The organism is Pseudomonas sp. 910_21 (assembly GCF_052850735.1).
On sequence record NZ_VXCY01000004.1, the window covers coordinates 1 to 22695 of the forward strand.

The following is a 22695-nucleotide window of genomic DNA, read 5'->3' on the forward strand; positions in this document are numbered from 1 at the left end:
CACTTATTTTCATAAATCTGTCATGTCGATCAGAAAAGCCCATAAAAGCAAAGGCCGGCCCATCAGGGCCGGCCTTTGTGGCCTCACTACTTACAAGCTAGGGAAGGCGAACTGCGACGCTTCATGGCTGGCACGTTGCGGCCAACGCTGGGTGATGGCCTTGCGGCGGGTGTAGAAGCGCACACCATCAGGACCATAAGCATGCAGATCGCCAAACAGCGAGCGCTTCCAGCCACCAAAGCTGTGGTAAGCCACTGGCACTGGCAGCGGTACGTTGACGCCCACCATGCCCACTTCGATCTCGTCACAGAACAGACGCGCTGCTTCACCGTCACGGGTAAAGATGCAGGTACCGTTGCCATACTCGTGATCGTTGATCAGTTGCATGGCCTCTTCCAGGCTATTGACCCGAACGATGCACAGCACCGGACCAAAGATCTCTTCTTTATAGATACGCATCTCAGGAGTGACGCGATCGAACAGGCAGCCACCCAGGAAGAAGCCCTCTTCATGACCGGCAACGCTCAGACCACGACCATCCACCACCAGCTGTGCACCGGCAGCGACGCCGTCCTCTACATAACCACTGACCTTGTCGCGAGCCTGGGCAGTCACCAGCGGCCCCATGTCCAGACCACAGGAAGTGCCGGCACCGATCTTCAGCGCCTTGATCTGCGGTACCAACTTGGTCACAAGGGCGTCCGCTACTTGATCACCCACACATACAGCTACCGAGATCGCCATGCAACGCTCACCACAGGAACCGTAGGCAGCCCCCATCAAAGCGCTGACGGCGTTATCCAGGTCGGCATCGGGCATCAGCACCGCGTGGTTCTTCGCCCCGCCCAGTGCCTGGACGCGTTTGCCGCGCTTGGTGCCTTCGGCATAGATGTACTCGGCAATCGGCGTCGAACCGACAAAGCTCAACGCCTTGACTTCCGGCGCCTCAATCAGTGCATCCACGGCAGTCTTGTCACCGTGCACCACGTTCAGTACGCCCTTGGGCAGACCGGCTTCATGCAACAGCTCGGCGATCAACAAGGTCGAGCTTGGATCACGCTCGGAAGGCTTGAGGATGAAGCAGTTGCCGCAAGCGATCGCCAGTGGGTACATCCACAGCGGCACCATTGCCGGGAAGTTGAACGGAGTAATACCGGCCACCACGCCCAACGGCTGGAAGTCGGACCAGGCATCGATGTTCGGACCGACATTGCGACTGTATTCACCCTTGAGGATTTCCGGCGCGGCACAGGCGTACTCGACGTTCTCGATACCGCGCTTCAGTTCACCCGCGGCGTCTTCCAGAGTCTTGCCGTGTTCTTCGCTGATCAGTTGGGCAATGCGCGCCTCGTTCTGCTCCAGCAGTTGCTTGAAGCGGAACATCACTTGGGCACGCTTGGCCGGCGGCGTATTGCGCCAGGCCGGAAAGGCCGATTTGGCGGAGTCGATCGCCTGTTGAATGGTTTCACGGCTCGCCAGCGGGACCTTGTGAATCGCCTTGCCTGTGGACGGGTTGAAGACGTCAGTGCTGCGACCGTTGTCGCTTACCAGCTCGCCGTGGATCAGGTGTTGAATCAGACTCATGCGGGGACTCCTGAAAAAGGGAAGGCGCAGGCGCGAAACACTTCGCGCCCGCTTCTATATAAGAAGGATCGAATCAGTCGAGCTTGTTCAGCACTTCGCCAACCGCATCGAACAGGCGATCGAGGTCCTGTGGCTTGCTATTGAAGGTTGGGCCGAACTGCAGGGTGTCACCGCCAAAGCGCACGTAGAAACCGGCCTTCCACAAGGCCATACCGGCTTCGAATGGACGCACGATTGCATCACCGTCCCGAGCCGCGATCTGAATCGCACCGGCCAGACCGAAGTTACGGATGTCGATCACGTTCTTCGCACCCTTGATGCCGTGCAACGCATTCTCGAAATGCGGAGCGACGTCAGCCACGCTCTGCACCAGGTTTTCCTTCTGCAGCAGATCCAATGCCGCCAGGCCCGCCGCACAAGCCACCGGGTGCGCCGAATAGGTGTAGCCGTGGGGGAACTCCACCGCGTACTCAGGCGTCGCCTGATTCATGAAGGTCTGATAGATCTCGGAGCTGGCAATCACCGCGCCCATCGGAATCGCCCCGTTGGTGACCTGCTTGGCCACGCACATCAAATCCGGGGTCACGCCAAAGCTGTCGGCGCCGAACATCGCCCCCGTACGACCGAAACCAGTGATCACTTCGTCGAACACCAACAGGATGCTGTGCTGATCGCAGATCTCCCGCAGACGCTTGAGATAACCCTGTGGCGGCACCAGCACGCCAGCAGAGCCGGCCATTGGCTCGACGAAGACTGCAGCGATATTGGAAGCATCGTGCAACTCGATCAGCTTCAGCAGCTCATCGGCCAGGGCAATACCGCCCTGCTCCGGCATGCCACGGGAAAACGCGTTACTGGCCAGCAACGTATGCGGCAGGTGGTCCACATCCATCATTGCCTGGCCGAACAGCTTACGGTTGCCGTTGACGCCGCCCAGGCTGGTGCCGGCAATGTTCACCCCGTGATAGCCACGGGCACGGCCGATCATCTTGGTCTTGGTCGACTGGCCTTTCAGGCGCCAGTAGGCACGCACCATCTTCACTGCGGTATCGGCGCACTCGGAGCCGGAGTCGGTGAAGAACACGTGGTTCAGGTTGCCCGGGGTCAGGTCGGTGATTTTCTCCGCCAGTTGAAACGACAGCGGGTGACCGTATTGGAAGCCAGGAGAGTAATCCAGGGTGCCCAGTTGCTTGGATACCGCTTCCTGGATCTCTTTGCGCGAGTGACCGGCGCCGCAGGTCCACAGACCCGACAGCGAGTCATAGATCTTGCGGCCCTTGTCATCCACCAGCCAGCTGCCTTCGGCGCCGACGATCAGGCGCGGGTCACGCTGGAAGTTACGGTTGGCGGTGTAGGGCATCCAGTGAGCGTCGAGCTTGAGCTGACTGGCCAGGGACTGAGGAGCGGTTTCCGGCATGTTCATGAGCAAAACCTCGCAAGGCAATGAAGCGGCGTAGGAATAAAAGCGTTGTTGCGACTAAGTTGCCACGGCTATAAAGTCGGTGAAATCCAACTTTAATAACCTTCAGTCTGGCATCTACTAAACTATGAGCAGCCGTCGAGCCGACCCGCTGGCGCAAGTCAGCGACTTTGATATCCGCCTGCTGCGGATCTTTCGCAGTGTTGTGGAGTGCGGTGGTTTCTCCGCCGCAGAGACCGTGCTCGGCATTGGCCGCTCGGCCATCAGCCAACAGATGAGTGACCTGGAGCAACGGGTCGGCCTGCGCCTGTGCCAGCGCGGACGCGCCGGTTTCTCCCTCACTGAAGAAGGCCGCGAGGTCTATCAGTCGAGCCTGCAACTGCTCAGCGCCCTGGAGAGTTTTCGCACCGAGGTCAACGGCCTGCACCGTCACCTGAGGGGCGAATTGATCATCGGCCTCACCGACAACCTGGTGACCCTGCCCCACATGCGCATCACCCACGCCCTGGCACAATTGAAGGAACGCGGCCCGGACGTACAGATCCAGATCCGCATGATCGCCCCCAACGAAGTCGAACAAGGGGTACTCGATGGTCGCCTGCACGTCGGCGTGGTGCCCCAGGCCAGCGCCCTGTCCGGATTGGAGTATCAGCCGCTGTATGACGAACGTTCGTTGCTGTACTGCGCGGTAGGTCATCCCCTGTTCTACGTGGACGACAAGCAACTGGACGATCAGCGCCTCAATGACCAGGACGCCATTGCCCCGACCTTCCGCCTGCCCGCGGAAATCCAGGCCCACTACCAGGCATTGAACTGCACCGCCAGCGCCTCCGACCGCGAAGGCATGGCCTTCCTGATCCTCACCGGACGCTATATCGGCTATCTCCCTGATCACTACGCCACCCTCTGGGTACAGCAGGGCCGGTTGCGCGCGCTCAAGCCCACATCCCGCTTCTATGACCTGAGCCTGGCATCGGTCACGCGCAAGGGCCGGCGCCCTCACTTGGTGCTGGAAAGCTTCCTGGAGAGCCTGGCGGCGACCCGCTGAGAATCAGCCTGATCAAGGTCGGCATCACCGCCCTGCTGATGTGCCTGCGGCTGCCGGAGGGTAAAAGCCTGTCAAACGACATAAATCCGGCGCCGGAAAACCACAGCCTGAAGGCCCACTGAAGCTTTTGTCGTGCCAAGGCTTGTCTGATCAACCTGGGTGCGCTATCAACGCACAGGTAGCACCCACAGACTTGCTCGGAAACCTCCATGACCTTTGAAGTCCCCGCCCACAGCGCTCCTCACCCCGGCAAACCCGCCAGCCGCATTCGGCAGAAGAATGAAGAGGCCATCATCCAGGCCGCCGAGGACGAGTTCGCCCGTCACGGCTTCAAAGGCACCAGCATGAACACCATCGCGCAGAAGGCCGGACTGCCCAAGGCCAACCTGCACTACTACTTCACCAACAAGCTGGGGCTGTACATCGCAGTGCTGAGCAACATCCTCGAGCTCTGGGACAGCACCTTCAACACCCTCACCGCCGAGGATGACCCGGCCGAGGCCCTGACCCGCTACATCCGCGCCAAGATGGAATTTTCCCGCCGCCAGCCCCAGGCCTCGCGGATCTTCGCCATGGAAATCATCAGCGGCGGCGAATGCCTGAGCGAATACTTCAGCCAGGACTACCGCGCCTGGTTCCAAGGCCGGGCCAATGTATTCCAGGCCTGGATCGACGCCGGCAAGATGGACCCGATTGACCCGGTGCACTTGATCTTCCTGCTCTGGGGCAGCACCCAGCACTACGCCGACTTCGCCACCCAGATCTGCCGTGTCACCGGGCGCAGCCGCCTGACCAAGCAGGATTTCGAAGAGGCCGGCAACAACCTGATCCGCATCATCCTCAAAGGCTGTGGCCTGACTCCCGCCCAGAAAGACTGACGCTCATGCCCTTTACCCTGGCCGGCCTTTGCGAGTACCGCGAAGAGATTCGCAAAAGCCGCTTCATCACCTTCGCCGCGCCCATCACCAGCGCGGCCGAGGCCCAAGCCTTCATCCAGCAGCACAGCGACCTCAACGCCTCCCACAACTGCTGGGCGTGGAAGCTGGCCGATCAGTACCGCAGCAACGACGACGGCGAGCCCGGCGGCACCGCCGGACGGCCGATCCTCGCGGCCATCGAGGCCCAGGAGTGCGATCAGGTGGCCGTGCTGGTGATCCGCTGGTACGGCGGCATCCAGCTGGGCACCGGTGGCCTGGCCCGGGCATACGGCGGCGGTGCCAACAAATGCCTGCAAGGCGCCGAGCGCATCGCCCTGGTCAACCGCGTACCGCTGCGCTGCGCCTGCAGTTTCAGCGAGCTGGCACTGGTCAAATTGCGGGTCGCAGAACTGGGCGGCTTGCTGGTCGAGGAAGACTTCACCGCCAATGGCGTGGAGTTACAACTGGCCCTGGGCGAAGCGCAGATCGATACCCTGCAACAGCAGTTGGCCGACCTCAGTCGCGGACGCATCCTCTTGCAGCGCTGAACGCACCAACCCGGCCCGAGCACCTTGTGCATAACCCGGCAGAGCCTCCCGCAGTTGCCCACATCTGCTGTGCACCCGACTGTGGATAACCTGAGCACATAGCGCTGTAACCCTTCTGTAACGTGGCTTTGCCGGCTTTGTTCATTTTTTGTCCAAAGTTCCGCCAGTGGACTTTTTTGCAACGTAAAACAGCAAGTTAGAGTGGTTTATCGCGGTTGGAAGGCAAGGCCGCCGGGCTTATGCCCAAGTTCCAGGCTTGCACACAATTACTGTGGAGCAAGCTGTGGATAACCCGTGCAAGGCTGCCCCAGCCGCCGATTGCACAGGGCCTGCAGGCCACTGGTCATTTTTTGCTCAGGTTATCGCGGACAAAAACAGAGCCCTTTCAAACACTTTGCCCCGATGTGGTGCCCGGCATCCGCCTCCTCCGACAGTTCAAGGTGCAGTCCAGGGCGGCGCTTGAGCTTTCCTGACCTACTGGCCAGGAAATTGCTTTATCCACACAAACACCTCCAATCCCCCCGAGCCTGTCATGCCAAATCCCGCTGTGCCCATCGGGCAAACACCGCGCCTGCAACTGCGCAAGATCAGCAAGCGCTATCCCGGTTGCCTGGCCAACGACGCCATCGACCTGTGCATCGCCCCAGGTGAAATCCAGGCCCTGCTCGGCGAGAACGGCGCCGGCAAAAGCACCTTGATGAAGATCATCTATGGGGTGATCCAGGCCGACTCGGGGGAATTGATCTGGCAAGGTCGGCGCCAGCTCATCAGCAGCCCGGCCCAGGCTCGCGGCCTGGGGATCGGCATGGTGTTCCAGCATTTCTCATTGTTCGAAACCCTCAGCGTCGCGCAAAACATCGCCCTGGCCATGGGCGCGGCGGCCGGCACGCCGAGCCAGCTGGAAGGCAAGATCCGCGAAGTGTCCCAGCGCTACGGCATGGCCCTTGAACCCCAGCGCCTGGTGCACAGCCTGTCCATCGGCGAGCGCCAACGAGTGGAGATCGTGCGCTGCCTGATGCAGGACATCCGCCTGTTGATCCTCGACGAACCCACCTCAGTGCTGACCCCACAGGAGGCCGAAGAGCTGTTCATCACCCTGCGCCGGCTGGCTGCCGAGGGCTGCAGCATCCTGTTCATCAGCCACAAGCTCGCCGAAGTCCGCGCCCTGTGCCACAGCGCCACAGTACTGCGGGGCGGCCGGGTGGCCGGGCACTGTCGGCCGGCCGAATGCTCGAACCAGGAACTGGCGCGACTGATGGTGGGTGACGCAGCGGCCCTGCTTGCCGACTACCCCAAGGTCAGCGGCGGCGCCGAATTCCTGCAGATCCGCGAGTTGAGCTGGCACAACCCCGATCCCTTCGGCTGCTCCCTCAAGGCCATCGACCTGAGCCTGCGCAGTGGCGAAATCGTCGGCATCGCCGGGGTCGCCGGCAATGGCCAGGACGAACTGCTGGCCCTGCTCAGCGGCGAGCAACGCCTGACTCCCGGCGAAGCCCAACGCATCTGCCTGGCCGGCCACGCCGTCGGCCATCTATACCCCGATGCCCGACGCCAAAGGGGGCTGGCCTTCGTCCCCGCCGAACGCCTGGGGCAAGGTGCCGTACCGGAACTGAGCCTGGAAGACAACGCGCTGCTCACCGCCTTTCAACAGGGGCTGATACACAATGGCCTGATTCAAAGAGCCAAGGTCCGCACCCTGGCCGAGACCATCATCCAGCGCTTCGGGGTCAAGGCCGGTGACGCCCAGAGCCCGGCCCGCAGCCTGTCTGGCGGCAATCTGCAGAAATTCATCCTCGGCCGCGAGATCCTCCAGCAACCGCGCTTGCTGATCGCCGCGCACCCGACCTGGGGCGTCGACGTGGGGGCCGCAGCCACTATTCACCGGGCACTGATTGCCCTGCGTGATGCCGGTGCGGCGATCCTGGTGATCTCCGAAGACCTGGATGAGTTGCTGCAGATCAGCGATCGCATTGCCGCCCTCTGCGGCGGTCGTCTCTCGGTGCCCAAAGCCTGTGCCGACACCTCATTGGTCGAAGTCGGCGCCTGGATGGCCGGCCACTTCGAAACCGTCCCTTCTGCCCCCGCCCCGGCGGTCTAACGGAGTCGTCCATGCTGCTTTCACTCGAACCTCGCGGCCGGCAATCGCGCCTGATGCTCTGGTGCTCCCCCCTTCTCGCCGCGCTGCTGACCCTGAGCTGTGGTGCCCTGCTGTTCATGGCCCTGGGACATGACCCGCAGCTGACCCTGCACACCTTGCTGATCGCCCCGGTCAGCGACCTGTACGGCGTCTCGGAACTGCTGGTCAAGGCGCTGCCGATCCTGCTCTGCGCCCTGGGCCTGGCAGTGGCCTACCGGGCCCGCATCTGGAACATTGGCGCCGAAGGCCAACTGCTGCTCGGAGCCCTGGCCGGCAGCGCCCTGGCGGTCAACCTCATCGAGCTACAAAGTCGCTGGGCGCTGGTGCTGATCCTGTTCGGCGGCACCCTGGCCGGCGCCGCCTGGGCCGGGCTTACCGCCTGGCTGCGCACACGCTTCAACGCCAACGAAATACTCACCAGCATCATGCTCAACTACATCGCCCTGAACCTGTTGCTGTACTGCGTGCACGGCCCGTTGAAGGACCCCGCCGGGTTCAACTTTCCCGAGTCGGCCATGTTCGGTGACGCCAGCCGCCTGCCGCTACTGATGGAGGACGGCCGGGTCCACGCCGGGGTGTATTTCGCCCTGCTGGCCCTGGTGGCGGTCTGGGTGCTGCTGCAGAAAAGCTTTGTCGGTTTCCAGATCAAGGTCCTCGGGCTGGACCCGCGCGCCGCGGGTTTCGTCGGCTTTCGCCAGAAGCGCCTGATCTGGCTGGCGTTGTTGATCAGCGGTGCGCTGGCGGGCTTGGCCGGTGTCTGTGAAGTCACCGGCCCTATTGGCCAGCTGGTGCCACAAGTGTCCCCCGGCTATGGCTACGCGGCGATCACCGTGGCTTTTCTTGGACGCTTGAACCCCATCGGCATCCTGTTCTCCAGCCTGCTGATGGCCTTGCTCTACATCGGTGGCGAAAGCGCGCAGATGAGCCTCAACCTGCCCCAAGCCATCACCCAACTGTTCCAGGGCATGATGCTGTTCTTCCTCCTGGCCTGCGACGTGCTGATTCTCTACCGCCCGCGCCTGAACCTGCGTTGGGCGCGCCGCGACGCCACCGCCACTGCTACCGCCGGAGCCCTGTGATGGATATCGATCTGCTGAGCAATATTCTCTACGCCATGGTGCGCTGCGGTACGCCCTTGCTGCTGGTAGCCCTGGGAGAACTGATCTGTGAAAAGAGCGGCGTCCTCAACCTCGGTCAGGAAGGCATGATGCTGTTCGGCGCGGTGATAGGTTTTATCGTCGCCTTCAACAGTGGCCATTTGTGGCTTGGCGTGCTGCTGGCAATGGCGGCGGGAATGCTGCTCTCGGCGTTGTTTGCCCTGGTGGCCCTGGTGTTCAACGCCAATCAGGTGGCCACGGGCCTGGCCCTGACTATTTTTGGCGTCGGCCTGTCGAGCTTTGTCGGCGCGGCCTGGGTCGGCAAGCCACTGGCCGGGTTCGAGCCGCTGGCGCTGCCATTGCTCAGCGACATCCCGCTGATCGGCCGCATGCTGTTTGCCCAGGATCTGCTGGTGTATTTGTCTTTCGCGCTGTTCGCCGTGGTGGCCTGGATGATTCTCAAGAGCCGGGTCGGCCTGATCATCCAGGCAGTCGGCGAAAATCCCGATGCCGCCAGCGCCATGGGCCTGCCGGTGCTGCGCGTGCGGATGCTCGCGGTGCTGTTCGGCGGGGCCATGGCCGGGCTGGCCGGAGCCTACCTGTCCCTGGCCTATACCCCGATGTGGGCCGAGAACATGAGCGCCGGCCGCGGCTGGATCGCCCTGGCCCTGGTGGTGTTCGCCAGTTGGCGGGTGTGGCGACTGTTGCTCGGCGCCTACCTGTTCGGCCTGGCGAGCATCCTGCATCTGGTGGCCCAGGGCCTGGGGCTGGCGATACCGTCCAACCTGCTGGCGATGCTGCCCTATGCCGCCACCATCCTGGTGCTGGTGCTGCTGTCCCGGGATGCCTTGCGCACCCGGCTGTATGCACCAGTCTCCCTGGGCCAGCCGTGGCAGGCGGGGCACTAAATGACCGCCACGGCCTCCGCAGGCGCTGGCTTGCCGGCGGAGCCGTTCACCGGCCACAACTGTGCCACGCACCACGCCAGCTCGAAAAACAGAATCACCCCGATCAACGCCGTAGCGCCGTGCATCAGGGCATACACCTGCCAGGTGGCAAACAGGATGCGCCCCACCGCGTCATAACGGCCAAACGCCTGCTGCGGATCACGAATCCGCAGCACCGACCACACGCAGACAATCGAGCCCATCAAGTTGGCCATCAGCAGGTGCATCGGCTCGAACGGCGGCAGGCTACCCGGCAGGTGCAAGGTCAGGGCCGTGTCCTGCATCAGCCCATGCAATGCCATGAAGCTCCAGGGGGTGACAAAGGCCAGCGTCACCAGCAAGTCGTACCAGCCGCTGGCCCGGACCAATGTTCGATACTGTTCGCTCGTCCACATAAATGCTGCTCCATCGATTCAAGGAGCGCGCAGGCTAAAGCCTCGAGTATGCTCCAGGGTCAAGCCCTTTCAAGACCCGCACATGCGCATTGGAGAACTGGCCGAAGCCTGGGCGAGATTGGCAGCAGTGTCGGCGCTCTGTGGCAGAGTGCCGATCCGGATCAGGTCATAACCCGGCTGCTGCATGACAAACTGACCCTGATCGAACCCCGTATCACTGAATTGGGCCACTTGCGCCAGCAACTGCAACAACGGCTCGAGCAAGCCTGTCCATTGAATCCGTGATCCTCATTTATCAAGGAACCTCATCATGTCCACGGCAAAAACCGCACTGATCATCGGCGCCTCTCGGGGCCTGGGCCTCGGCCTGGTACAACGCCTGCTGGAGGACGGCTGGCAGGTCACCGCCACCGTGCGCAACCCGCACAAGGCCGAGGCCCTGCAAGCCCTGGGCAAGGTGCAGATCGAACAACTGGACATGGACGATCAGCAAGCGGTGATCGCCCTCAGCCAGAAGCTCAAGGATCAGGTGTTCGACCTGCTGTTCGTCAATGCCGGGGTCAAGGGCCCGGACAACCAACTGCCGGGCCATGCGACTCAGGCCGAAGTCGGCCAGTTGTTCTTCACCAACGCGGTGGCGCCGATCAACCTGGCCCAGCGTTTTGTCGGGCAGATCCGCAAGGACAGCGGCGTACTGGCGTTCATGAGTTCGGTGCTGGGCAGCGTCACCATGCCGGACGCCCCGGAGCTGGCCCTGTACAAAGCCAGCAAGGCCGCACTGAACTCCATGACCAACAGCTTCGTGACCCAGTTGGAACAAAAGCTGACCGTACTCTCCCTGCATCCGGGCTGGGTGAAGACCGACATGGGCGGCGAAGGCGCCGACATCGACGTGCAAACCAGCACCCGTGGGCTGATCGCCCAGGTCAACGCCTACACCGGCAAGGGCGGCCATCACTTCGTCAACTACAAGGGCGAAACCATCCCCTGGTAAACCCCTAACCTCTGCAGCGGCTGCCTCAGGCAGCACTTGCACAGAGCGGCAAAGGCTCTGGATCGGGGGGCAGAATGCAAGCTTTGTCCCCCGGTAAATCTTTCGCTAGACTGCGCACCTCGCCCCTTGCGGCGACCCTGGATCAGCAGACAGGGCAACACTGAGCTGGCTAACCTGAACCCACTTTCAGAGGAGCCGGCAACCATGCCTGCGATCCGTACCTGGTTAAAAAATCCCCTGGCCATCTTCACCGGCAATGCCCTCGACGCCCGTGGCGGCCTGGTCGTGCAAGACGGTTTGATCGTTGAAGTGCTGGGCCTCGGCCAACAGCCTGCGAGCCCTTGCCAACAGGTGTTCGATGCCCGCGAGCACGTACTGCTGCCGGGCCTGATCAACACCCACCATCACTTCTATCAAACCCTGACCCGGGCCTGGGCGCCGGTGGTCAACCAGCCGCTGTTCCCCTGGCTGAAGACCCTGTACCCGGTCTGGGCCCGGCTGACCCCGGAAAAACTCGCCCTGGCGACCAAAGTGGCGCTGGCCGAACTGCTGCTCTCCGGTTGCACCACCGCCGCCGACCATCACTATCTGTTCCCGGACGGTCTGGAAAATGCCATCGACGTGCAAGTCGAAAGCGTACGTGAACTGGGCATGCGCGCCATGCTCACCCGCGGCTCGATGAGCCTTGGCGAAAAGGACGGCGGCCTGCCACCACAGCAGACCGTGCAGGAAGGTCAGGTGATTCTCGACGACAGTCAGCGCCTGATTCACCAGTACCACGAGCGTGGCGACGGTGCGCAGATCCAGATCGCCCTGGCGCCGTGCTCGCCGTTCTCGGTGACCCCGGAAATCATGTCGGCCAGCGCCGAGTTGGCGAACACACTCGATGTGCGCCTGCACACTCACCTGGCCGAAACCCTCGACGAAGAAGATTTCTGCCTGCAGCGCTTTGGCCTGCGTACCGTGGATTACCTGGACAGCGTCGGCTGGCTCGGTCCGCGTACCTGGCTGGCCCACGGCATCCACTTCAACCCGGATGAAATTGCCCGCCTGGGCGCTGCCGGCACCGGCATCTGCCATTGTCCGAGTTCGAACATGCGCCTGGCCTCCGGCATCTGCCCCAGTATCGAGCTGACTGATGCAGGGGCGCCGTTTGGCTTGGGCGTGGATGGCTCGGCGTCCAATGATGCGTCGAACATGATCCTCGAAGCGCGCCAGGCGCTGTACATCCAGCGTCTGCGTTACGGCGCCGAGAAGATCACCCCGGAGCGCGTATTGGGCTGGGCGACCCAGGGTTCGGCAAGCCTCTTGGGCCGCACCGACATCGGCGAACTGGCGGTGGGCAAGCAGGCGGACCTGGCGTTGTTCAAGCTCGATGAGCTGCGTTTCTCGGGCAGCCATGATCCGGTTTCGGCGCTGTTGTTGTGCGCTGCGGATCGGGCGGATCGGGTCATGATCGGCGGCAAGTGGCGGGTGATTGATGGGCAAGTCGAAGGGCTGGACCTGAAAAACCTGATCGCCGATCACAGCCAGGCTGCTCGGCAACTGATCGCCGGTACCTGATCCCCGACTCCAACGGCGAGGGGCCGGTTCCCTCGCCTGCGCTTTGAGCGCAAGCGGATTGAGCAAACATGTTAATTTGCCGCCCTCAATCGAGCCGTTATAGGGACATTACGTGAAGCAAAAGCACGGACTGGCGCTCTGCGTCGCGCTGCTGATTTCAGGCTGTGAAAAACAGGAAATTGCAGGGCCCGCCAGCAAAGCGCTGTCACCTGAGAAAGTTGCAGAAATTGCTTCGACCATCAGTCGCAAATACCCGGACCTGTCCCCGCAAAACCGCGATGCCGTGCTCAACACGGTCGTCCGCTCGATGGACAACATGGTGTTGATTGAAGGGGGAGAATTCCAGATGGGCGATTTCGGTTGGCCCCATGACTTCGATCCCCATGCCTTGTGCAAATGGCCCTGCGGCGTAGCCCCGGCAAAAATGGACCGGATCAGTCTCGACGTCGATGACGACTTCGTTCACCCCGTCAAATTGAGCAGCTATTACCTGTCCTCGCTGCAAACCACCTTGGGCGATTTTGATCTGTTCTTCCTGGCGCAAGGCAAGCCGCCATTCGACGCTGAACTTCGTAAACGCGAAGACATGAAGCACCTCTACCTTGAAAACCTGCCCGCCCCGGCTTCACGAGACTGGCAAGAGGCCAAGGATTACTGTGGTTGGCTGGCAGAGCTCAGCGGCTATCCCGTCGATCTTCCGACCGAGGCCCAATGGGAATATGCGGCGCGCAACCGCGGCCAGCCGGTCATGTTCGCGACCGACAACGGCAATCTGGACTACGGCCGCAACTTTCCGGCGCCCGACGACAACAAAACCTTCGCCGTGAACAGGTTTGCACCCAATCCGCTTGGCCTCTACAACCTCACCGGCAACGCCAGTGAATGGGTCAACGATTGGTACGATAAACACTACTATCGCGAGTCTCCCGTGGAGAACCCGCAAGGGCCCGAAACGGGCATTTATCGGGCACAACGGGGCGCCAACAACGAGTTTGCCAACGACCCGACCTTTTCCCCTTCGGCCAGCACCGTCCGCCGTTGGCGTTGGGGGGCACTGGCGGCCTGGAATGCCCCGGGTGTCAGCTTTCGCTGCGCCATCCAGTCAGCGCAGCCGCTTTAAAGGCCGAGCAGCGACAGCATGATGAAGGTCGCAAACAGCACGAAGTGGGTCATGCCCTCGATGGCATTGGTTTCACCGTCGTTGAGGTTGATCGCACTGACGATCAGGGTGATGAACACCATCACCGTCTGCACCGGCGTCATGGCCATCTGGAACGGCTGGCCGGTGTACAGGGCCATGGCTTCCATCACCGGCACCGTGAGGATCACTGTCGACAGGGAAGCCCCCAACGCCACGTTGACCACCGACTGCATGCGGTTGGCCAAGGCCGCGCGCAGCGCAGTGAGAATCTCCGGCGCCGCAGAAATCGCCGCCACCAGGATCGCCGTGATCACCGGCGGTGCGCCCGTGCCTTCCAGCCCCAGGTCCAGAGTCTTGGACATCACCTCGGCCAGGGCGCCGATCACCACCACACCAAACACCAGGATGCCGATGCTCCAGCTCAGGTTGATGGCATCAGGCTGCTCCTGGGCCTCTTTATTGCGACGCTTTTCCGGGTAGCTGTAGCTGAAGAAATAACTGTGCGGCCCGACCTGCATCCGCAGGAACAAGGTGTAGAGCACCACCATGGCGCCAATGGTGAAGGCCGAATAGACCTTCCAGTCGGCTTCTGGAATGAACTCCGGCACCACCATCGACACGCCCATGGCGGTGAGGATCATCACGCTGTAGGTACGCGCCGAGTCGTCGTTATAGGGCTGCTCGCCATGCTTGATGCCGCCCATCAGCGCCGCCAGGCCGAGGATGCCGTTGATGTCCAGCATCACCGCCGAATAGATGGTGTCACGCACCAGGGTCGGCGAGGCTTCGTTGCTCATCATGATGGCCAGGATCACCACCTCCACCAGCACCGCGGCCAGGGTCAGGATCATGGTGCCGTAGGGGTCACCGACCTTTTCCGCCAGCAGTTCGGCGTGGTGGGCAACGCGCATCGAGGCGATGACGATGAAGCCGATCAGCACCAGCCCGGCCATCAACGCGATGCCTTGGCCGCTGCTCAGCAGCAGGTGCTCCAGGGGATAGGCGGCCACGGCGGCCAACAGCGCAAGCAGTAGAAACTTTTCTTGCTTGAGGGAAGTGAGCATTGCAGTCCTTTGACGGAAATAAAAACGAGTACAGGAGATGAGTGAAAGACTGCTTCGAGTCACTAACGTTTCGTTACATGTTAGTGCACCAGGCTCAGGCGCCGCGCACCGGGATGGCTCTTGAAAAGCGCTTCGCCGGCAAGCCGGCTCCTACATTCCATTCCCGCAGGCGCCGGCTTGCCAGCGAAAAGCGCGCCCCAAAGCCCCCGTAGAAACCGCCTCGCCCGACGCCCCCATCTTTGTTGTCCTGTTGGTCAGCTATTTGCATTGCCCTCCAGCGCTTGCCGCCCCAGCCCCCCACCACAACAAGATGGAGCTCCAATTCATGCATACACGCCCGTTGCACAAGCTGCTCTGCACCCTGGCCGCCGCCGTCGGCCTGAGTGCTAGTCTCGCCGCCAGCGCTGCCGATTCGCTGAAGGTCGGCTTCGTCTACATCGGCCCCATCGGCGACCACGGCTGGACCTATCAGCATGAACAGGGACGCAAGGCGCTGGCGGAAAAGTTCGGTGACCGGATCAAGACCAACTACGTGGAAAACGTCGCCGAGGGCGCCGACGCCGAGCGGGTGATCCGCAACATGGCCAAGGACAATTACGACCTGATCTTCACCACCTCGTTCGGCTACATGAACCCCACCCTGAAAGTCGCCAAGCAATTTCCCAAGGTGACCTTCGAACACGCCACCGGCTACAAGCAGGACAAGAACCTCGGCACCTACCTGGCGCGCACTTACGAGGGCCGTTATGTCGGCGGTTTCCTCGCGGCGAAGATGACCAGGACCAAGAAGATCGGCTACGTCGCCTCCTTCCCGATCCCGGAAGTGATCCGTGACATCAACGCCATCCAGCTGGCCTTGAACAAATACAATCCGGGCACCGAGATCAAGGTGGTGTGGGTCAACTCCTGGTTCGACCCGGGCAAGGAAGCCGACGCCGCCAACGCTCTGATCGACCAAGGCGCCGACGTAATCTTCCAGCACACCGACAGCCCGGCGCCGATCCAGGCCGCAGAGCGCCGTGGCGTCTATGCCGTGGGCTACGCCTCGGACATGGCCCACTTCGGCCCCAAGGCAGTGCTGACCTCCATCGTCAACAACTGGGCCCCGCACTACATCCAGGCCACCCAAGGGGTGCTGGACCACAGCTGGCAATCCCAGGACTACTGGGGCGGTCTGAAAGAGGGTACGGTTGAGCTGCCCCTCAGCGACCTGCTGCCGGCCCCGGTGAAAGCCGAGGCCGAGCAGATCATCGCCAGCATCAAGAGTGGCGAGTTCCACCCGTTCACCGGCCCGATCAAGGACCAGGCCGGGGTAGAAAAAATCGCCGCGGGGGTCAGCGCCAGCAATGCCGAACTGGCCTCGATGAACTATTACGTCGAAGGCCTGAAGGCGGACATCCCCAAATAAGCTGGTCGTCGCTGGCGGAGCACCCGCCAGCGACGACGGACCGCCAACAGGATGGGAGCATTTTCATGAATCAACTGCCGATCATCGATATCAGCCCGCTGTATCAGGATGAGCTGCAAGGCTGGGACAGCGTCGCCAAGCAGATCGACCGCGCCTGTCGCGAATGGGGATTCTTCTACATCAAGGGTCACCCGATCAGTGCACAGCGCATCGAGCAATTGCTGGTCACGGCCAAGCACTTCTTCGCCCTACCCAGCGCTGAAAAACTCAAGATCGACATCACCCAGAGCCATCACCATCGCGGCTACGGCGCCATCGCCACCGAGCAACTGGACCCGGGCAAGCCCAGCGACCTCAAGGAAACCTTCGACATGGGCCTGCATCTGCCCGCCGACCATCCCGAGGTACTGGCGGACAAGCCCCTGCGCGGCCCCAACCGCCACCCGGACCTGCCCGGTTGGAAAGACCTGATGGAGCAGCACTATCAGGACATGCAGGCCCTGGCCCAGACCCTGCTGCGGGCCATGACCCTGGCCCTGGGCATCGAGCGGGACTTCTTCGACTGCCGCTTCAATGACCCGGTCAGCGTACTGCGGATGATCCACTATCCGCCGCGCCACACCGCCAGCAGCACTGAGCAGCAAGGCGCCGGGGCCCACACCGACTATGGCTGCATCACCCTGCTCTACCAGGACGCCGCCGGCGGTTTGCAGGTGCGCAACGTTCAGGGGCAATGGATCGACGCGCCGCCCATCGATGGCACCTTCGTGGTCAACCTGGGCGACATGATGGCCCGCTGGAGCAACGACCGTTACCTGTCGACCCCGCACCGGGTCATCAGCCCGCTGGGGGTGGATCGCTACTCGATGCCGTTCTTCGCCGAACCGCACCCGGACACCCGCATCGAATGCCTGCCCGGCTGCCAGGACGCAGAGCATCCGGCCAAGTATCCGCTGACCACCTGCGCCGAATTCCTGCTCTCGCGTTTTGCCGATACCTACGCCTATCGCCGGGAGCTGGAGCAGGCCTGATCGCCCACTCGGTCAGGTTTTGCCGAACATTTGCGCCGCCGGCTGTAGAATGGCGGCTTTTTCGGGCCCGGTGAAAAACCGGCGAGAACCGCGAACCGCCAGCAACGTCCCCGCAGAGGGTCATGGCTGTGGCACAGTTTCCTTCTCGCAGCGCCCACCTGCACCTGATGAGAAAACACCATGTATGACTGGCTGAACGCCTTGCCCAAGGCCGAATTGCACCTGCACCTGGAGGGCTCCCTGGAGCCGGAACTGCTGTTCGCCCTGGCCGAACGCAACAAGATCGCCCTGCCCTGGAGCGACGTCGAAACCCTGCGCAAGGCCTACGCCTTCAACAACCTGCAAGAGTTCCTCGACCTGTATTACCAGGGCGCGGACGTGCTGCGCACCTCCCAGGACTTCTACGACCTGACCTGGGCCTACCTGCTGCGCTGCAAAGAACAGAATGTGATCCACACCGAACCCTTCTTCGATCCGCAGACCCACACCGACCGTGGCGTGCCGTTCGAAGTGGTGCTCAACGGCATCGCCGCCGCGCTGAAGGACGGCGAACAGCAACTGGGCATCACCAGTGGCCTGATCCTCAGTTTCCTGCGCCACTTGAGCGAAGAAGAAGCACAGAAAACCCTCGACCAGGCGCTGCCGTTCCGCGACGCCTTTGTCGCCGTGGGCCTGGACAGTTCGGAAATGGGTCATCCGCCGAGCAAGTTCCAGCGGGTCTTCGACCGCGCGCGCAGCGAAGGCTTCCTCACCGTCGCCCACGCTGGCGAGGAAGGTCCGCCCGAGTACATCTGGGAAGCCTTGGACCTGCTGAAGATCCAGCGTATCGACCACGGCGTGCGGGCCTTCGAAGACGAACGACTGATGCAGCGCATCATCGACGAACAGATCCCGCTGACCGTGTGCCCGCTGTCCAACACCAAGCTCTGCGTGTTCGACCACATGTCCCAGCACAACATCCTGCAAATGCTCGAGCGCGGGGTGAAGGTCACGGTCAACTCCGATGACCCGGCCTACTTCGGCGGCTACGTCACCGAGAACTTCCACGCCTTGTACACCGACCTGGGGATGACCCAGGACCAGGCCCGACGCCTGGCGCAGAACAGCCTGGATGCGCGACTGGTCAAGCCGTAACGCCCAGCGCCGGCAAACCTGCTCCTACACCAGCCTGTAGGAGCCGGCTTGCCGGCGAACAGCTCCACCGCCGTTCGCTATCAGCTCCCCGTTTCGCTCAACTCCTCCAAAGTCTTGCCCCGGGTCTCCATCCCGAACCGCCACACCACCCCTGCCGCGATCACAAAGCACAACGCGCCCAAGGCAAACACCCCGCCCTGCCCGGTGACGGGAAACACCAGCCCGGTCACCAAAGGCCCCAGCAGCGAACCGATCCGGCCAACGGCCGAAGCAAAGCCCGAGCCCGTGGCTCGGGCGGACGTCGGGTACAGCTCAGGCGTGTAGGTGTAGAGCACCGCCCACATGCCGAACAGGAAGAACTGCATCAGCAGGCCGGTGCCGATCAACAGGCTGACGTTGCCGCCAAACACCGCGCTCTGGCCGTAAAAGAAGGCCATGATCCCGCCGCCGAGCAAGGTGACGATGCACACTGGTTTGCGCCCCCAGCGCTCCACCAGCCAGGCGGCCATGAGGAACCCGGGAATCCCGCCCAGGGAAATCAGCACCGTGTAGTACACCGACTGGGTCACGGCAAAACCGGACTGTTGCAGCAAGGCGCTGAGCCAGGAAGTCAGCCCGTAGAACCCCAGCAATGCGAAGAACCACAGGCTCCAGATCATCATCGTGCGTTGCCGGTACAGGGGCGACCAGATCTGTTTCAGCGCGGAAAAGAAGTGCCCCGGCGCGCCCTCGACTCGCGGCAGGCGCACTGGCTCCGGCAACGAGCCGCCACCCAGGGAAGCTCGCACCTTGTCCTCGATGCCCAGCAGCACCCGATCGGCCTCGGCATGACGTCCAGCCTGCTCCAGCCAGCGCGGCGACTCGGGAATGAAGAAGCGGATCACCAGCACGAACACCGCCGGAATCGCCAGCACCAGGAAGATGTCGCGCCAGCCGATCAGTGGTAGGAGGAAGTACGACAGCACGCCGGCAGCCACAAAACCCAGGGGCCAGAAGCCGTCCATCAAGGCGATGTAGCGGCCGCGTCGTTGCGCCGGAATCATCTCCGAAAGCATCGATTGGGCGATGGGAAACTCCATGCCCATGCCGATTCCCAACAGCACCCGGAACAGGGTCAGGCTGTCCACGCTCTGGGCGGTCGAGCACAGGTAACTGGCCACTCCCCAGAGCACGATGCTCCACTGGAACACCGGCTTGCGCCCGAAGCGGTCGGCGAGCATGCCCGACAGCGAGGCGCCCAGCACCATGCCGAAAAAGCTCGAACTGGCCAGCAGGCCCGCCTGGGCCGAACTCAGGCCGAACTCGGTTTTGATCGAGCCGAGGAGGAAGGTCATCATCGCCAGGTCCATGGAGTCGAAGAAAAACGCCAGGGCAATGATGATGAAGATCACCCGGTGATAGCCGCTGATAGGTAGCCGTTCCAGGCGCTCTGCGGCGCTGTATCCCTGTATGCCCATGCCCCGTCCCCCGGTTGAATGCTTGACCGTTGGAGTGTGCGCGATCGAGGCCGGAACTGATTGCCGAGGGCGACCTGTTCGCGTCCGTCAGCGACGCGGGGGGGTTCGCCGGCAAGCCGGCTCCTACGGGCGCCGGGCGCTGATCTCGGCGCAGCGGCTCTGGAGCAGATCCCGCAACAGCTTCACCGGTTTGCTCAGGTGCGCGCGATGGGTGCACAGCAGGTTCAGCGACGCGCCTTCGCAGCGCAGCTCCGGCAGCAGTATCTGCAGGCGCCCGGCCAGCACATCGCCCGCCACATCCAGCCAGGACTTGTAGGCAATCCCTTCACCGGCCACCGCCCAGCGCCGCACCACATCGGCATCGTCACTCAGGCGGTCGCCGCTGACGGTCAGGCTCACCTCGCGCTTGCCGTCATAAAAACTCCAAAGGTCATGGGCTCGGCTGTCGAGCATGTACAGCAGGCAGTTGTGCTGGGCCAATTGCTCCAGCTGGCGCGGCTCGCCGTGACGGGCCAGGTAGCTGGGGGCCGCACACAGGACCCGGAGATTGTCCGGGGCTATCGGCAGCGCCACCAGGCTGGAGTCCTCCGGCTCACCGTAGCGCAGGGCAATGTCCACCGGCTGGCGGAACAGATCGGCAATCCGGTCCCCCAGCAGCAGGCGCACGCTGAGTTTGGGATGCTCGCGCTGGAACTCGTCGAGCCAGGGCAACAGCAGGTTGCGCCCAAAGTCCGAAGGCGCGGACAGCTGCAACACACCGCTGACCTGATCCTGTCCACTGGCCAGCAGGCGCCGCCCTTCATCCAGGTTGCTCAAGGCGGCGCGAGCGTATTCAAGAAAGCCCTCACCCTCGGCCGTCAGACGCAGGCTGCGGGTGGAACGGGCCAGCAGACGCGCCCCCAAGTGTTCCTCGATGCGCTTGAGGGCGGCGCTGGCCACCGCCGGCGACAGGTCCATGACCCGGGCCGCCGCCGACAGGCTGCCCAGGTCCGCGGCACGCACGAACAACTGCAGGTCATCGAATCGCAGCATGAATTGGCCCCTGGATTATCAAAAAAATATTGAAAGAGACTGCTCTTTTAGCCGGTTTTATCTTCAGGAGAAATAGCCAATTATCTGCCCATCACCTGACTGCCCAAAGGTAAACCCCATGTCCCAAGCCTTTACCGCCATCGCGACCCTGATCGCCAAGCCTGACCAGCACAGCGTCCTCAAGCACCAACTCAGTGCCCTGGTACACCCCAGCCGTGCCGAAGCCGGCTGCCAGTACTACCAATTGCATCAGGACGCCGAACAGCCGGGCACCTTCTACGTTCTGGAACGCTGGGACGATGAAGCCGCCCTGGAGTTTCACAACAACACCCCGCACTTCCAGCACTTCCTCGCCCAGACCCGCGAGGCGATCGAGTACTTCGAACTCAAGCGCCTGCAACTGATCGTCTGACCTTCTCTCTGCACTCAACAGGAATTCACCATGAAAGCCATCGCCTACTACGCATCCCTACCAATCGACGACCCCAAGTCCCTGCAAGACATCGAGCTGCCAGAGCCGCTCGCCGGCCCTCGCGACCTGCTGGTGGAGGTCAAGGCCATCTCGGTCAACCCGGTGGACACCAAGGTCCGCCAGAACGTCCAGCCCGAAGGCGGCGCGGCCAAGGTGCTGGGCTGGGACGTGGCCGGAGTGGTCAAGGCCGTGGGCAACGAGGTCAGCCTGTTCAAGGTTGGCGACCGGGTGTTCTACGCCGGCTCCATCGCCCGGGCCGGGGGCAACAGCGAACTGCACACCGTGGATGAACGCATCGTCGGCCATATGCCCAAGAGCCTGGGCTTTGCCGAAGCCGCAGCCCTGCCGCTGACCGCGATCACGGCCTGGGAGCTGCTGTTCGAACGTCTGCAAATCAGCCAGGACCGCAGCGACCAGGGCCAGAGCCTGCTGATTGTCGGCGCCGCCGGCGGGGTCGGTTCGATCCTCACCCAACTGGCCCGACAACTGACCGGCCTCAAGGTGATCGGCAGCGCCTCCCGGGAGCAGACCCAAGCCTGGGTCCGCGAACTGGGTGCACATGGCGTGGTGGATCACCGCCAGCCCTTGAGCACCGAGCTCAAGCGCATCGGCATCGATCAAGTGACCCACGTCGCCAGCCTGACCCAGACCGACGCCCACCTCGATGAGCTGGTGGAAGCCCTGGCGCCCCAGGGCAAACTGGCCTTGATCGACGACCCGAAAAGCCTCGACGTGACCAAGCTCAAGCGCAAGAGCCTGTCGCTGCACTGGGAGTTCATGTACACCCGTTCGCTGTTCGAGACCGCCGACATGCAGCAACAGCACGTTCTGCTCAACAAGGTCGCCGAGCTGATCGACGCCGGCACCCTGAAGACCACGGTGGGCGAGCATTTCGGCCAGATCAATGCGGCCAACCTGCGCCGCGCCCACGCCTTGCTGGAGAGCGGCACGGCCAAGGGCAAGATCGTCCTGGAAGGTTTCTAAGGGCTGAACGCACGGCGGCCATCGCGCAGAAAAGCTCGATGGCCGCCGTCAGTCCGAGAGTTGATTTCGGTCATATTTGTGACCGTATTCGGGTCTACACTGGCAGCCCTTGCATCGCACTCTTTTACCGTTAGGAGGTCAGCAATGAAGATCCTGATAAAAGAATTGGCAAACCCTCAAGGCTCTCAATGGCAAGTCCGTCTCGACCAGCACGCGGTGACTTTCCGCAGCGAAGCCGAGGCCCGGGCTTTCACCCAGACCCTGCAAGCCCGCTTGCAAGCCCCTCACCAGATTCCCCAGAGTCAGCGCGCCGTCGGCTGAC

General features: G+C 62.5%; 21 protein-coding genes and 1 pseudogene. 16 read left to right on the forward strand and 6 right to left on the reverse strand.

Annotated features, from left to right (window positions below):
• Positions 1 to 90: 90 nt before the first annotated feature.
• A complete protein-coding gene (locus FW796_RS13750) occupies positions 91 to 1584 on the reverse strand; it encodes a CoA-acylating methylmalonate-semialdehyde dehydrogenase (RefSeq protein ID WP_346636256.1) in 1494 nt (497 codons plus the stop codon).
• 73 nt (positions 1585 to 1657) lie between these two features.
• Positions 1658 to 3007 carry an aspartate aminotransferase family protein gene (locus FW796_RS13755; RefSeq protein WP_346636257.1) on the reverse strand — a complete coding sequence of 450 codons (1350 nt, stop codon included), beginning with the start codon at positions 3005 to 3007 and terminating at the stop codon, positions 1658 to 1660.
• Between the two features lie 124 nt (positions 3008 to 3131).
• On the opposite strand from FW796_RS13755, the gene FW796_RS13760 reads away from it, so the two are divergent.
• The 6 genes from FW796_RS13760 to FW796_RS13785 all read left to right on the forward strand — a co-directional run bounded on the left by FW796_RS13760 (position 3132) and on the right by FW796_RS13785 (position 9659).
• Positions 3132 to 4052 (forward strand): LysR family transcriptional regulator, encoded by a 921-nt coding sequence (locus tag FW796_RS13760; protein ID WP_346636258.1) that lies wholly within the window; start codon positions 3132 to 3134, stop codon positions 4050 to 4052.
• A 209-nt stretch (positions 4053 to 4261) separates the two neighbouring features.
• Positions 4262 to 4930: a TetR/AcrR family transcriptional regulator gene (locus FW796_RS13765; RefSeq protein WP_346636259.1), complete on the forward strand. Its 669-nt coding sequence runs from the start codon at positions 4262 to 4264 to the stop codon at positions 4928 to 4930.
• A gap of 5 nt (positions 4931 to 4935) precedes the next feature.
• On the forward strand, positions 4936 to 5517 hold the full coding sequence (locus FW796_RS13770; RefSeq protein WP_346636260.1) for an IMPACT family protein: 582 nt from the start codon (positions 4936 to 4938) through the stop codon (positions 5515 to 5517).
• Between the two features lie 532 nt (positions 5518 to 6049).
• Positions 6050 to 7615 carry an ABC transporter ATP-binding protein gene (locus FW796_RS13775; protein WP_446439469.1) on the forward strand — a complete coding sequence of 522 codons (1566 nt, stop codon included), beginning with the start codon at positions 6050 to 6052 and terminating at the stop codon, positions 7613 to 7615.
• An 11-nt stretch (positions 7616 to 7626) separates the two neighbouring features.
• Positions 7627 to 8733, forward strand: a complete 1107-nt coding sequence (locus FW796_RS13780; protein WP_446439470.1) for an ABC transporter permease — start codon at positions 7627 to 7629, stop codon at positions 8731 to 8733.
• A complete protein-coding gene (locus tag FW796_RS13785; RefSeq protein ID WP_346636263.1) occupies positions 8733 to 9659 on the forward strand; it encodes an ABC transporter permease in 927 nt (308 codons plus the stop codon). Before FW796_RS13780 ends, FW796_RS13785 begins: the two co-directional genes overlap by 1 nt.
• Here FW796_RS13785 and FW796_RS13790 read toward each other — a convergent pair.
• Positions 9656 to 10093: a hypothetical protein gene (locus tag FW796_RS13790; RefSeq protein WP_346636264.1), complete on the reverse strand. Its 438-nt coding sequence runs from the start codon at positions 10091 to 10093 to the stop codon at positions 9656 to 9658. The two genes, FW796_RS13785 and FW796_RS13790, sit on opposite strands and share 4 nt — an antisense overlap.
• Before the next feature lie 93 nt (positions 10094 to 10186).
• Here FW796_RS13790 and FW796_RS13795 point away from each other — a divergent pair.
• The 4 genes and pseudogenes from FW796_RS13795 to FW796_RS13810 all read left to right on the forward strand — a co-directional run.
• Positions 10187 to 10378, forward strand: a pseudogene (locus tag FW796_RS13795) (MerR family transcriptional regulator); the annotation flags it as partial.
• A 25-nt stretch (positions 10379 to 10403) separates the two neighbouring features.
• Positions 10404 to 11087, forward strand: coding sequence for an SDR family oxidoreductase (locus FW796_RS13800; RefSeq protein ID WP_346636265.1), 684 nt, complete (start codon positions 10404 to 10406; stop codon positions 11085 to 11087).
• Between the two features lie 204 nt (positions 11088 to 11291).
• Positions 11292 to 12650: an 8-oxoguanine deaminase gene (locus FW796_RS13805; protein ID WP_346636266.1), complete on the forward strand. Its 1359-nt coding sequence runs from the start codon at positions 11292 to 11294 to the stop codon at positions 12648 to 12650.
• A 112-nt stretch (positions 12651 to 12762) separates the two neighbouring features.
• Positions 12763 to 13770, forward strand: coding sequence for a formylglycine-generating enzyme family protein (locus FW796_RS13810; protein WP_404938176.1), 1008 nt, complete (start codon positions 12763 to 12765; stop codon positions 13768 to 13770).
• Here FW796_RS13810 and FW796_RS13815 read toward each other — a convergent pair.
• Positions 13767 to 14855 carry a calcium:proton antiporter gene (locus FW796_RS13815; RefSeq protein ID WP_404938175.1) on the reverse strand — a complete coding sequence of 363 codons (1089 nt, stop codon included), beginning with the start codon at positions 14853 to 14855 and terminating at the stop codon, positions 13767 to 13769. The two genes, FW796_RS13810 and FW796_RS13815, sit on opposite strands and share 4 nt — an antisense overlap.
• Positions 14856 to 15180: 325 nt before the next feature.
• On the opposite strand from FW796_RS13815, the gene FW796_RS13820 reads away from it, so the two are divergent.
• The 3 genes from FW796_RS13820 (at position 15181) to FW796_RS13830 (ending at position 18428) form a co-directional block, all read left to right on the forward strand.
• A complete protein-coding gene (locus FW796_RS13820) occupies positions 15181 to 16263 on the forward strand; it encodes a BMP family ABC transporter substrate-binding protein (protein ID WP_446439471.1) in 1083 nt (360 codons plus the stop codon).
• Positions 16264 to 16328: 65 nt separating this feature from the next.
• Entirely contained in the window at positions 16329 to 17294 is a 966-nt protein-coding gene (locus FW796_RS13825; protein ID WP_446439472.1) for a 2-oxoglutarate and iron-dependent oxygenase domain-containing protein, read from the forward strand.
• A 180-nt stretch (positions 17295 to 17474) separates the two neighbouring features.
• Positions 17475 to 18428: an adenosine deaminase gene (locus FW796_RS13830; protein WP_346636271.1), complete on the forward strand. Its 954-nt coding sequence runs from the start codon at positions 17475 to 17477 to the stop codon at positions 18426 to 18428.
• 80 nt (positions 18429 to 18508) lie between these two features.
• Here the strand turns inward: FW796_RS13830 and FW796_RS13835 are convergent, their stop codons facing one another.
• Together FW796_RS13835 and FW796_RS13840 are read right to left on the reverse strand one after the other, a co-directional pair.
• Positions 18509 to 19885 (reverse strand): MFS transporter, encoded by a 1377-nt coding sequence (locus tag FW796_RS13835; RefSeq protein ID WP_346636272.1) that lies wholly within the window; start codon positions 19883 to 19885, stop codon positions 18509 to 18511.
• Between the two features lie 123 nt (positions 19886 to 20008).
• Complete coding sequence (locus FW796_RS13840) at positions 20009 to 20917, reverse strand: LysR family transcriptional regulator (RefSeq protein WP_346636273.1); 909 nt, start codon at positions 20915 to 20917, stop codon at positions 20009 to 20011.
• Between the two features lie 118 nt (positions 20918 to 21035).
• Here FW796_RS13840 and FW796_RS13845 point away from each other — a divergent pair, with 118 nt between their 5' ends.
• The 3 genes from FW796_RS13845 to FW796_RS13855 all read left to right on the forward strand — a co-directional run bounded on the left by FW796_RS13845 (position 21036) and on the right by FW796_RS13855 (position 22694).
• Complete coding sequence (locus FW796_RS13845; RefSeq protein WP_446439473.1) at positions 21036 to 21329, forward strand: putative quinol monooxygenase; 294 nt, start codon at positions 21036 to 21038, stop codon at positions 21327 to 21329.
• A gap of 30 nt (positions 21330 to 21359) precedes the next feature.
• Complete coding sequence (locus FW796_RS13850) at positions 21360 to 22373, forward strand: zinc-binding alcohol dehydrogenase family protein (protein ID WP_346636275.1); 1014 nt, start codon at positions 21360 to 21362, stop codon at positions 22371 to 22373.
• A 144-nt stretch (positions 22374 to 22517) separates the two neighbouring features.
• Positions 22518 to 22694 carry a hypothetical protein gene (locus FW796_RS13855; RefSeq protein ID WP_185073655.1) on the forward strand — a complete coding sequence of 59 codons (177 nt, stop codon included), beginning with the start codon at positions 22518 to 22520 and terminating at the stop codon, positions 22692 to 22694.
• Position 22695: the final 1 nt, after the last annotated feature.